The 11,894-nt window shown below is 32.2% G+C and carries 14 protein-coding genes; 10 read left to right on the top strand and 4 right to left on the bottom strand.

The features are described 5' to 3' along the window. The first annotated feature begins 85 nt into the window (after positions 1-85). The 8 genes from fabG to TCEL_RS08205 all read left to right on the top strand — a co-directional run bounded on the left by fabG (position 86) and on the right by TCEL_RS08205 (position 6,052). Complete coding sequence (fabG, locus tag TCEL_RS08240) at positions 86-826, top strand: 3-oxoacyl-[acyl-carrier-protein] reductase (protein WP_018663076.1); 741 nt, start codon at positions 86-88, stop codon at positions 824-826. Between the two features lie 74 nt (positions 827-900). Continuing rightward, on the top strand, positions 901-2,091 hold the full coding sequence (locus tag TCEL_RS08235) for a thiolase domain-containing protein (RefSeq protein WP_018663074.1): 1,191 nt from the start codon (positions 901-903) through the stop codon (positions 2,089-2,091). 180 nt (positions 2,092-2,271) lie between these two features. Then, entirely contained in the window at positions 2,272-2,925 is a 654-nt protein-coding gene (locus TCEL_RS08230; RefSeq protein WP_018663072.1) for a Vitamin B12 dependent methionine synthase activation region, read from the top strand. Positions 2,926-3,020: 95 nt separating this feature from the next. Further along, positions 3,021-3,401: a L,D-transpeptidase gene (locus TCEL_RS08225; RefSeq protein WP_051150549.1), complete on the top strand. Its 381-nt coding sequence runs from the start codon at positions 3,021-3,023 to the stop codon at positions 3,399-3,401. A gap of 99 nt (positions 3,402-3,500) precedes the next feature. After that, the gene (locus TCEL_RS08220) at positions 3,501-3,881 is read left to right on the top strand and encodes an adenine nucleotide alpha hydrolase family protein (RefSeq protein WP_018663069.1); all 381 of its coding nucleotides are present in this window, start codon (positions 3,501-3,503) and stop codon (positions 3,879-3,881) included. A gap of 204 nt (positions 3,882-4,085) precedes the next feature. Further along, complete coding sequence (locus TCEL_RS12840; RefSeq protein WP_051150548.1) at positions 4,086-4,493, top strand: hypothetical protein; 408 nt, start codon at positions 4,086-4,088, stop codon at positions 4,491-4,493. A 64-nt stretch (positions 4,494-4,557) separates the two neighbouring features. Then, positions 4,558-5,712 carry a class I SAM-dependent methyltransferase gene (locus TCEL_RS08210; protein WP_018663065.1) on the top strand — a complete coding sequence of 385 codons (1,155 nt, stop codon included), beginning with the start codon at positions 4,558-4,560 and terminating at the stop codon, positions 5,710-5,712. 10 nt (positions 5,713-5,722) lie between these two features. After that, entirely contained in the window at positions 5,723-6,052 is a 330-nt protein-coding gene (locus TCEL_RS08205) for a DUF1904 domain-containing protein (RefSeq protein ID WP_018663063.1), read from the top strand. A gap of 91 nt (positions 6,053-6,143) precedes the next feature. On the opposite strand, the gene TCEL_RS08200 is transcribed toward TCEL_RS08205, so the two are convergent. After that, positions 6,144-6,803 (bottom strand): HAD family hydrolase, encoded by a 660-nt coding sequence (locus TCEL_RS08200; protein WP_018663061.1) that lies wholly within the window; start codon positions 6,801-6,803, stop codon positions 6,144-6,146. A 64-nt stretch (positions 6,804-6,867) separates the two neighbouring features. Continuing rightward, positions 6,868-7,017 carry a hypothetical protein gene (locus tag TCEL_RS13505; protein ID WP_018663059.1) on the bottom strand — a complete coding sequence of 50 codons (150 nt, stop codon included), beginning with the start codon at positions 7,015-7,017 and terminating at the stop codon, positions 6,868-6,870. Positions 7,018-7,196: 179 nt separating this feature from the next. On the opposite strand from TCEL_RS13505, the gene TCEL_RS08195 reads away from it, so the two are divergent. Next, on the top strand, positions 7,197-9,650 hold the full coding sequence (locus tag TCEL_RS08195) for a DsrE/DsrF/DrsH-like family protein (RefSeq protein ID WP_018663057.1): 2,454 nt from the start codon (positions 7,197-7,199) through the stop codon (positions 9,648-9,650). 23 nt (positions 9,651-9,673) lie between these two features. On the opposite strand, the gene TCEL_RS08190 is transcribed toward TCEL_RS08195, so the two are convergent. Next, positions 9,674-10,492 carry an RMD1 family protein gene (locus TCEL_RS08190; protein ID WP_040683786.1) on the bottom strand — a complete coding sequence of 273 codons (819 nt, stop codon included), beginning with the start codon at positions 10,490-10,492 and terminating at the stop codon, positions 9,674-9,676. Between the two features lie 80 nt (positions 10,493-10,572). On the opposite strand from TCEL_RS08190, the gene TCEL_RS08185 reads away from it, so the two are divergent. After that, positions 10,573-11,061 carry a thioredoxin family protein gene (locus TCEL_RS08185; protein ID WP_018663048.1) on the top strand — a complete coding sequence of 163 codons (489 nt, stop codon included), beginning with the start codon at positions 10,573-10,575 and terminating at the stop codon, positions 11,059-11,061. Between the two features lie 58 nt (positions 11,062-11,119). On the opposite strand, the gene TCEL_RS08180 is transcribed toward TCEL_RS08185, so the two are convergent. Further along, a complete protein-coding gene (locus TCEL_RS08180; RefSeq protein ID WP_018663046.1) occupies positions 11,120-11,890 on the bottom strand; it encodes a DUF2225 domain-containing protein in 771 nt (256 codons plus the stop codon). Between the last annotated feature and the right edge of the window lie 4 nt (positions 11,891-11,894).

Below are 11,894 nucleotides of genomic sequence, written 5' to 3'. Positions count from 1 at the left end.
TACTGTCCTTTAGTAGTATATATACAATGATAAAAATTAAACAAATTTAACATTAAATCAAAATTAAAGAATGGAGGTAATTATTATGAGATTAAATGGAAAGGTGGCAATTATTACAGGAGCAGCAAGAGGTATAGGTAAGGCAACTGCAGAAAAATTTTTAAAGGAAGGAGCAAGTGTTGTAATCTGTGATATTAGTCAGGAACAAGTTGATGCTACAGTTAATGAACTTAAGGCTATAAGTGAAAACATTGCAGGGATTAAAGTTGATGTAACAAATAGAGCTGAAGTAGATGAAATGGTAAGGTTTACACTTGAAAAGTTTGGTAGAATAGACTGCCTTGTAAATAACGCAGGTATAACAGCAGACAATACACTGCTTAAAATGACTGAAGAGGAATGGGATAGAGTAATAAACATAAATTTAAAGGGAGTATTTAATTGTGGTCAAGCTGTTGCTAAGGTTATGGTGGACCAAGGAAGTGGAGTTATATTAAATGCAACTTCTGTTGTAGGCCTATATGGTAATTATGGACAAACAAATTATGCTGCAACTAAGTGGGGAGTTATAGGTATGACAAAGACTTGGGCAAAGGAACTTGGAAAGAAGGGAATAAGAGTAAATGCAGTAGCACCTGGATTTATACTAACACCTATGACAGAAAAGATGCCAGAGAAGGTTCTTGAAATGATGAAGGATAAGGCTCCACTTAAGAGACTAGGTATGCCTGAGGATATAGCAAATGCATATGCATTTTTAGCATCAGATGAGGCAAGCTTTATAACTGGTGCTGTTTTAAGTGTAGATGGAGGAATTGTTCTTTAATAATTGAGGACAGCTTGGCTGTCCTCACATGTATGATTTATATTAAAGAATAATAAGATAAAGGGGTGTTTAGAATGTCAGTATCAATGATAGGATTTTATCATTCAAAGGTAGGAAAATTAGAGAATGAAACTATATACAGCTTGTTAGTAGAAGCTGGTAGAAGAGCAATTGAAGATTCAGGACTTGAACCTAAGGATATTGATGCTATATTTGTTGGAAATTATAGTGGTGGCGGATTTAATAAGCAAGAACATATAGCTCCTTTTGCAGTTGAGATTCATCCTGACTTAAGATTTAAGCCTTGTATAAGAGTTGAAAATGCCTGTGCTTCTGGGTCTACAGCAATTGAACAAGCAATGTTTGCGATAGAATCTGGTAGAATAAAAAATGCTCTTGTAATAGGCGTTGAAAAGATGACATCCCTAAAAACTGCTGGAGTTACAGAGGTTCTAGCAATGGCTTCCTACTATCCAGAAGAAGGTGGAAAGGGATACTCCTTCCCAGGGCTTTATGCAGAATATGCAAAGGGATATATGGCAAAGTATGGATATTCCAAGGAAGAACTTTGGGATATGCTATCCTATATTACAGTTAAGGCACATAAAAATGCTATGGCAAATCCACTTGCTCAAATGCACGTTGAATATGAAAGAGAGTATGTAAGGACTATACAGGAAAAGAACCCACTTATAGCAGATCCACTTAAACTTTCAGACTGCTCACTTGTTTCAGATGGTGCAGCTGCAGTTGTATTAACTAAGACAGAAACAGCACTTTCTCTTAAGGATAAAGTAGTTGAAATAAGATCACTTGCACATACATCAGACTATCTATCTATTGTTGAAGGAAAGAGGCCAAATTATAAGCTAGAAGCAGCAGAAGTTGCAATTCAAAGGGCATTAAAGGATGCTAATATGACAATAAACGATATAAACGTAGCAGAAGTTCATGACTGCTTTACTATAACAGAACTATTAATATACGAAGCTATGGGACTTGCAAAGGAAGGAAGAGGATTTGATGCCATATTAAATGGTGATGTTTATGTTGGAGGAAGATTACCTGTTAACCCATCAGGAGGATTGAAGGCTAAAGGACATCCAGTTGGTGCAACAGGTGTTTCAATGCATGTTTTAGTTGCAAAACAGCTTTTAGGTGAAGCAATAGGACTTCAAGTTGAAAACGCAAAGGCTGGTTTAACATTAAATATAGGTGGTAGCGGAGCAACCAACATAGCATCAGTCCTTGTTAGAATCAAATAAAAAAGTGCCACCCAGGTGAAATGTGACATTTTCTATTTATTAGTAATAAGATTTTTAAAGATCTCTATTAATCACTTTTGCTATATTTTATAATTAGTCAATTTTGAAGTCTTCTATGTTTTATATAGAAGACTTTTTTATTTTTTTGATATATAATAATTAAATTAAGGGGTGATGCTAATGGAGCTTATTAAAGATTTTACATTTAATTTAGATAAACAGCATGTACTTGAAGTTCTTGAAACATATCTTCCCTCAAGTGGGGAAGATAGAAGCAAGATTTATGATACACTAATTAATGAACTTTATGATAACATAGATCCTATTGGATTTTTTAAGCTAATAGATAAACCAAAGGAATATGATTTTGAATCCTTTAAAGAATGCAGCAAAATAGCTCCTTGTCTTATAACATTAGGTTCTAGGATTACTGATAAGATAGATAATTTATTTAATGAGAATAAATTTGTAGATGCTGTAATGTTGGATGTAATGGCTAGCACACTTTTATTTGAATATAATAGTCAAATGTATGAACACATCTTTAACTATTTTTATAATTTAGGATTTGGTATAACATGTAGAGTTGCACCGGGTGATGGTGAAATACCTATCGAGTATCAGTCAGATATAATCGATAGGTTAGAGGCTGCAAAGCCTTATGGCATATACACTATAAAAGGTTATGCAGTTCATCCACCAAAATCTTTAACTTATGTGCATGGAGTGGATGAGAAGCTTGAAAAGATAAAGAGAAGGCATTCCTGTAGAGAATGCACTAATATTAGCTGTAGTATAAGAGCTATAAAGGAAAAGGCAAAAGGTATATTTTAGGTAAAAATAAACACCACATAGCAAATTGAATATATGTGGTGTTTATTTTTATTACACATAAAAATTATGTATTTAATATAATAAATTAGAAAAATATGGAGAATGTCACATTTCACTTGGGTGGCACTTTGGGGGGATCTATTTTGAATAAATATATTTTAATAAGATTAAATCAGAGAAGGCTTTATTTAATTGTAAATGGTAAAGTATACTTGGCTTTTAGGATAGCGGTAGGTAAAAGAACAACTCCAACTCCAAAGGGAGTTTTTAGAATATTAAATAAGGCTGTTAATCCTGGAGGAGTTTTTGGAACAAGGTGGATGGGATTTTACAGGGGTTATGGTATTCATGGTACAAACAATCCTTCATCTATAGGCTATGCTGTTACAAATGGGTGTGTTAGAATGTATAATAGAGATATTGAAAGGTTATTTCCTCTCGTTCCTATAGGAACAAAGGTTGTAATTACAGATTAATTTTGAATAATTAATTAAAATTTGATAAAATTGTATTGTTAGTGCAATAAATGAAGTATAATAATAGTAGAAATAATATACCCAGAAAGGGGAATTAATGTGAAAAAAGATAAAAATATCATGGTATGTGTTACACAACAAAAAACATGTGAAAGATTGATAAAAAAGGGTAAAGAATTAAAGGATAAGATAGATGGTGAATTACATGTTGTTCATGTTGCACGTGAAGATGAAAACTTTTTAGGTAATAGCAAACAAGCAGATGCAATAGAATATTTATATGGTATTTCAAAGTCAGTAGGCGCAGATATGACAGTTTTGCGTTCAAATGATGTATGTGCTGCTATTACAAAGTTTGCTACTGAAAATGGTGTGGGACATATAGTTTTAGGAGAGCCTCCAAAGGGATGTCAACAGGAAAGCATAGTGGATCTTTTAAAGGAAAGCATGAAGGATGTAAATTTTTATCTTGTATCATAATATAAATAGGGTGTTGTAATTACTAGTGTAGCTACTAGTTGTTACAACACTTTTTTATTTGAGAAAAATAAAGTTTAACTGTATAAAAAAAGCGTATTTGATAAGAATAAAAATAGATTAAAAAAATTACTTATTTCAATTGCAAAAATTTTCAGAATATAGTATCCTAATATTAAGGGTAAATAAAAAAATGGGGTGATTAAGATGGTTCATGTATTAACCGGTGACAAAGGAGCCGGAAAGACCAAAAAATTAATTTCAATGGCAAATGAACTTGTTCAAGATGCAAAGGGTCACATTGTGTATCTTAGCAATTCTTCTGAAGGTATGTATCAATTAAATTCAAAAATCCGTCTTGTGAATATCTCAGAGTTCCCCATTTCCTCTTATGACAGCTTCATAGGTTTCCTGTACGGCATGATTTCCGAAGATTACGATATAGAAACAATATTTATAGACAACCTTAATGCGATTATATCAAACGATGATATAGTGCGCTTCTTTGTAGATGCAAAAAAATTCGCAGAATTAAACTCAGTTAAGTTTGTAATAGGAGCAAAGTGTGAACAAACTGCTCAGGAAGGATTAAATATTGAGTACATGGCTGTATAAGGGGAGTTTTCTCCCTTTATTTTTTTGCTATAATTAGGATGCAAAACAAAAGGGAGGAAGATAGATGAATAAAGGAATATGCGATAAGATAAAGTTTATGCTTTGGGGAATGACATCAAGACTTAAGGAGAATAAAGATTTTATAAACGATGTTACATTTAAATTCAAATCAGGTACAAAGAATTATATAGGAATTATCTATATTGATGATGAAAAGGTTAATTTTAATGGTAAGGATGAAGAACTAAAAATAGATGATATACCAAGCTACATATCTGAACATGCTTTAAAATATGATGAACTAGAATTTGTAATAAATGAAAGAGGCAAAAAGTTTATATTAAATGCAGATAATAAAAATGTTAAGACTAAGCAGGTTGACAGCAGAGAAGAGAAAAGCGATGAACACGCATTTACCAAGTCAACTCTTTTAAATAGAAACTATTTAATTAGAGTAGGAGAGGCAGATGAGCTTTTAAAGGAGATAGGAATACTCACTAAAGACGGCAAAGTAAAAAATGATATGATAAGAAAATACAATCAGATAGACCATTTTGTTGAGCTTGTAGATTCAATGATAGATGAACTTGGCGATGTAGACACTATAAACGTTTTAGACTGTGCCTGTGGTAAGTCCTATTTAACCTTTGTATTAAACTATTACATAAAGGAAGTAAAAAAGAAGAATTGCTTCTTTATCGGAATTGATAGATCAGAGAACGTAATAAATACCTCCAGGGAAATTGCAAAAAGGTTAAATTACAAAAATATGCAGTTTTTGTGTATGGATCTAAATGAATATATACCAGATAGAAGGATTGATATAGTAATCAGCCTTCATGCCTGTGATATTGCAACAGATATGGCACTTGGTACTGCAATAAATGTAAATGCAAGGGCAATAATGTGTGTTCCTTGTTGTCATAGAGAACTTCTAGATCAGTACAGATTTGATGAATTCAATTCTGTACTAAAACATGGAGTGTTTAGAGCAAGATTTTCAGATATTCTAACAGATGGTGTTAGAGCTCTTCTACTTGAAACTCAAGGATATAAGGTTTCAGTAGTTGAATATATATCCCCACTTGAAACTCCAAAGAACTTGCTTATTAGAGCAGTAAAGGTTTCAGATAAAAACATTAAGGCTATAAATGAATACAAGGCTTTAAAGGAAAAATTCAACATAACTCCATACCTTGAAAGATATATAAATATTTAGGAGGGATATAATGCCACATTTAAGATTTAGAGGCGTAGAGAAAGATAAGGTTAAGGCAATAAGCAAAGATTTAGTAGATAACCTACAAGAAATCATAGGATGTCCTAGAGACTATTTTGTATTAGAAGTGATAAACTCAGATTTTATATTTGATGGTGAAGAGGTAAAAATGTATCCCTTTATTGAAGTTGCTTGGTTTGATAGAGGAAGTGAAGTTCAGGATAAGGTTGCAAAGAAGATAACTGAAAAGGTTAAAGATGTAACAGGAGCAGAAACTGTAGATGTTGTTTTTATAAAATATAAAGAGAAGAGATACTATGAAAATGGAGAGCATTTTTAACTTTTAAGGGGACTTAACATAATAGATTAGATGTAGTTGAACAATATTAGCCCCAATAAACATTGGGGCTTTTAAAGTTAATTTAAATAGGTTATCTTTTTAGCTCTTCTACAATGTTCTCAAAATCCTCAATTAAGTGGTCAGTAATTTCTTTAAGTTCCTCAGGTGTACATGTACCATGTTCATCATATACACCCACAACCTTCATACCTGCAGCACGAGCACCACGAACAGCAGGAACAGTATCCTCAAAAACAATGCATTCTTGAGGAGAAACATTTAGTCTTTTTGCTGTTTCTAAAAACACATCAGGGAAGGATTTATCCCTTGGTACTTCACAGGTTGTTACTATTTCATCAAAATAGTGAAGTATATTATTTCTAGATAGAACAGCCTCTACAAGTTGACGATTGTTGCTGGTTGCCATACCTATTAAATATCCATTTTCCTTTAAATAATCAAGAAATTTATGTACTCCCTTTTTAGCTTCAATTACATTTCTATAATAATGATCTACCATTTCCATCCACTCATTCATTATCTCTTCAATACTCTCTTTAAGATTAAATCTTTCTTTAAAATATACAGCAGTCTCTTTAAAACTTAGTCCTTCTATTGCTCTTTGTAGATCTTCAGGAAGTTCTATTCCTCTCTTTTTTAAAAATTCTACATCAACTTCCTTCCATACCCACATAGAATCAATTAATGTACCATCCATATCAAATATTACGGCCTTTATGTCTTTTAGCATTTTATCACCTCACATATTTTATTCTTTAATATTATAACATAAAAAGGCGTGCAAAGAGGCACGCCTAATCTTCTTCCGATACAATCAATATGTCAAAATCAGAGGGTTTTATCTGACCTATATTCTTCTGAGGAACAACAGTATAATTTATACCATTTTGTTCCAAAGCTTCCTTTATACTTTTTAGACTGCTGTCAACTGCAATTCTGGTCATACTAAAACACCTCCTTATAATTATTTTCTCAAAAACTGCAAATAATATAAATATAAAATTTTTGTTACCCTTACAGGGTATATTGACAATTGACGAAACTTGTAATATTATAAAATTACAGTATAGCAATATAATGATTAAATTAGTGAAGTTTATAACAATGTTAAGGAGAGGATAATATGTCAAAGAGAGTTTTAATAGTAGGTGGAGTTGCAGGTGGCGCTAGCGCTGCAGCAAGACTTAGAAGACTTGACGAGAATATAGAAATTATAATGTTTGAAAGAGGAGGATATATCTCCTTTGCAAACTGTGGTCTTCCATACTACATTGGTGAGACTATAAAGGAGAGACAAAACCTTCTTGTTCAAACAGAAGAAGGAATGGAACAAAGATTTAACATCGATGTAAGAACTCACAGTGAAGTTACAAAGATATTCAGAGATACAAAGGAAGTTGAAGTTGTATCAAATGGTAAAACTTATAGAGAAAAATATGATTATTTAATTTTATCACCAGGTGCAGCCCCATTTGTTCCGCCAATTGAAGGAGTAAACTTAGATGGGATTTATACTTTAAGAAACATGGAAGATGTTGATAGAATCAAAGAACACGTTACAAAGAATAAGCCAAATAAGGCAGTTGTAATAGGTGGCGGATATGTTGGTATAGAAATGGCAGAAAACCTAAAGCATATTGGAGTAGATGTTACTCTAGTTGAAGCTGCAGATCAAGTTATGGGACCACTTGACTTTGAAATGGCAAAAATGATAGAAAAGCATATGATAGACAACGGTGTTAACCTAATAGTTGGTGATGCTGTTGAAAGATTTGAGAAGAATAACGGACTAGAGATGACTTTAAAGAGTGGTAAGAAGCTTAATGCGGATATGGTTATAATGGCAATAGGGGTAAGACCTGAGGTTAAGCTTGCAAAGGAAGCAGGACTTGAAATTGGTGAACGTGGTGGAATTAAAGTTGATGCTCACATGAGAACATCAGACCCATATATTTATGCAGTTGGAGACGCTATTGAAGTTGAAGACTATATTAATGGTACAAATACACTAATTCCACTTGCAGGTCCAGCAAATAAGCAAGGAAGAATAGCTGCAGATAATATTTGTGGTAGAGAAAGTGTATATAAGGGAACACAAGGAACTTCAATCATAAAGGTGTTTGATTTAACTGCAGCATCAACAGGAAATAATGAAAAGATACTAAAGAGACAAGGAATACCATATATTAAGTCCTATACACATTCAGGCTCACATGCTGGATATTATCCAGGAGCATTCCCAATGACAATAAAGCTACTTTTCTCACCAGAGGATGGAAAGATACTTGGTGCACAAATAGTAGGTAGAGATGGTGTTGATAAGAGAATAGATGTTATAGCAACAGCAATAAGAGCTGGAATGACAGTATATGATCTAGAAGAATTAGAACTTGCATATGCACCACCATATTCATCAGCTAAGGACCCAGTAAATATGGCTGGTTTTACAGCAGCAAACATACTAAAGGGAGATATGAAGATTATACATGCTGATGAATTAAAGAATATTAATCCAGATGAATACTTTATAGTAGACGTTAGAACAGATGTAGAATTTGAAGGTGGACACTTAGAAGGAGCAGTAAACATTCCAGTTGATGAGTTAAGAAAGAGAATGAATGAAATTCCAAAGGACAAAAAGATAATTGTTTACTGTAAGATTGGTTTAAGAGGATATATAGCATATAGAATATTAGTTCAAAATGGATATGATGTATATAACTTAAGCGGAGGATATGATTTAGTTTTAGCTTATCAAATGAAGTATGGAGAAGGACTAAAGCTAAATGATGAGATGACAAGATTTGAACCAATGGAGGAAAAAAAGGAAGTTAAGCCAAGTGGAAATACAATAAAGATAGATGCTTGTGGTCTTCAATGCCCAGGGCCAATAATGAGGGTAAAGACTGAAATAGAAAAGATAAATGAGGGAGATGTACTAGAAGTACATGTAACAGATGCAGGATTTACAAAGGATATTAAGGCATGGTGTGAAAGAACAGGTAATACCCTAATTGGAGTTGAAAAGACTTGTTGCGATTACGTTGCTTATGTTATGAAGGGAAGAAAAGAAAAGACAAATGCCCAGCCAGTAAATGTAGAACTGCCACAGGGCAAGACAATAGTTGTATTCAGTGGTGACTTAGATAAGGCTATTGCATCCTTTATAATTGCAAATGGTGCAGCAGCAATGGGAAGACCTGTTACAATGTTCTTTACATTCTGGGGATTAAATATACTAAGAAAGGATACAGCAGTTAAGGTTAATAAAACATTCATTGAAAAGATGTTTGCTAAGATGATGCCAAGAGGAAGCAAAAAGCTTGCACTATCTAAGATGAATATGGGTGGAATTGGTGCAAAGATGATTCGTGGAATAATGAAGAAGAAGAATATAGCATCTCTTGAAGAGCTAATAGAACAAGCAAAGGCAAATGGTGTAAAGCTTGTTGCTTGCTCAATGTCAATGGATGTTATGGGAATAAAGAAGGAAGAATTAATTGACGGTGTAGAAATTGGTGGAGTTGCAGCATACCTTGGAGAAGCAGAACAATCAAATGTAAATCTGTTCATATAAATTATAGGCACCTATAATGGTGCCTAAAATATTTTTTCAAGTATTGACATAATTATTTCAATTATAAATAGTAATATAACCATCCATTCAAGTTTGGTTCCTCTTTTGGCATGGGTTAGGCTAGTGAATACTTCAGTAATATCAAGCAGAACTTCAGTTTTATGTCGTATTTTTTCATATCTATCCTTTAGTTCATAAAAATCAGAAAGTGTTAAGAAAAATTCCTCAGCATCTTCTAATTTCCAAGCAATATCAGGTTTATCTAAAAGCATTATATATGATATCGTATTATATTTAAATCTAAGTACCTTTGCAGACATTTTAGCAAGATGATTATCACTAAGGTGTAGTTTTCCGTTGTCTAAGTAGACTATTATGTTTTCAATTTCATCAAGCAAATTGTCTATATCAACTTCAATTTTTTTAAGAGCAACTGATTTTGCAAGTACAGTTGCAACAATCTCCATATAGTATGGTTTTAAACTATTTACTTTTATAGAATCATAACTAAGTTCCATTTCCTTAATACGATTATCTACAACCATTCTGAAATCTTCAATATAATTAAATGGCGTGTTGTTTTTCAAGGTTGTGTCAACTTTTTTAATATATTCTATTACATCTCTAAGTTCGTGGAAGGCGAGATTGGCAGAGACTATACATCCAAAGTGGAATATATATACGTATTTATTATTAGGATGCGGAATTATACCTTTAAGATTTCTATCATCTAAAATGAGAGGTTCTTCCCATTTAAATTTTTTATTTATTCCAAAGTGACTGGCTATCTTATATAAATTTATTTCGTTGCTTATAAAACTTGATTTAAATTCGTAGTACATATTTGATTGTCCCCTTTATAGAATATTTTTTATTTTTATTGTATAATTAAATACAGATATTGTAAATAGGTGGTGTTTTTATGTTAGAATTAATAAATGCATTAACAGTAGAAGAATATTTAAAAACTTATGATGAAGAAAAATTAAATAAACACAGAGAACTTGCTAAAGAAATTTATAGATCAAGCCTTCTAAATAATCTAAAGAAGGAAAATTTGGATTTTAGAATACTGATGTTTTCAGAATCCTTCTGTCCTGATTGTTTAATATTATTCCCATTTATAAGTTTTTTAAATGATCAAATGGGTATAGATGTAAAAATTCTTAAAAGACAGGGAAATGAGGAACTTTTAAAGCAATTAACAGGTGAAGCAAGAATACCTACAGTTATATTTATAAATAAAGATGATACTTTAAGAGGTATTATAGTTGAATTTCCACAAGAATTTAAAAATTTGCTTATAAATTTGTCCTACGAAGAAATGAAGGATAGAATAAACAAGTACAGAGAAGGTAAGTACATAAAGTTGATTGAAGAAGAAATTGTAAGGATATTAATGACTAAGTGATTTTATAAAGACCCCATTAATAGATTGCAAAATCTGTTAATGGGGCTTTAAAAATAGTTTACATTCCTTTTATTAAATCCTTCTGATCCCTTGCCATTTCTTTAAGACGAGGATTTACTCCTGGGGTTACAATAACCTTACTAAACCAAAGAAGAGCTTCTTCATTATTTCCTAATCGTCTTGCTAATTCTCCTATTAAGTAGGATAGGGTATAGTTGTCCATTCCACAAATAGGGAATGCTTCCTTTTCAAAGGCTTCTTTAAAACCAATATAAGCCTGTTCTAAAAACTTTTTTTCTTCTTCAAAGTTTTTTAATAGCCTATACATCCATGCAATTTTTAAACATATAAAGGCCTTTTCGCTTGTCTTTGCTTTTTTTACAACAGCATTTAAAAGAGCAAGTTTATACCTTTCTATTGCTATATTTTCATCATATGTTTCTGGATAAGTTTTAGGTCTAAATTTAGGAGAAATAACTGCTTTTATTAATAAAGCTTGTTCCTGCTTAATTTTATCAAAATATTGATTTAGTGCACTATATCCACAGTTTGGACATATGTGTACGTCATAAAAGAGAGGATTTGGTCCTTGATAAATGGGCATTAAATCTGTGTCGCTCCCAATCCTTCTTGTTTTACCATTTTTTAATGCCTTTGATTTAAATTCCTTTTCACAAACAGGGCAAACAAAAGTCTTTTCATATAAAAATGTATCTGTAGTTTTAACAGTAGTTTCAGTATTTTTTCTTGCCTCTTGCTCCTTTTCATATATGTTTAATTTGATATCTTTAAATCCTAAATCTTCAAGTCCTGAAAAAAGATCTGACATTTAT

Origin of the sequence: Thermobrachium celere DSM 8682 (genome assembly GCF_000430995.1) — a bacterium.
In the GTDB taxonomy this organism is placed as follows: Bacteria; Bacillota; Clostridia; order Clostridiales; family Caloramatoraceae; genus Thermobrachium; species Thermobrachium celere.
This window is presented reverse-complemented; position numbering and strand designations above follow the sequence as displayed.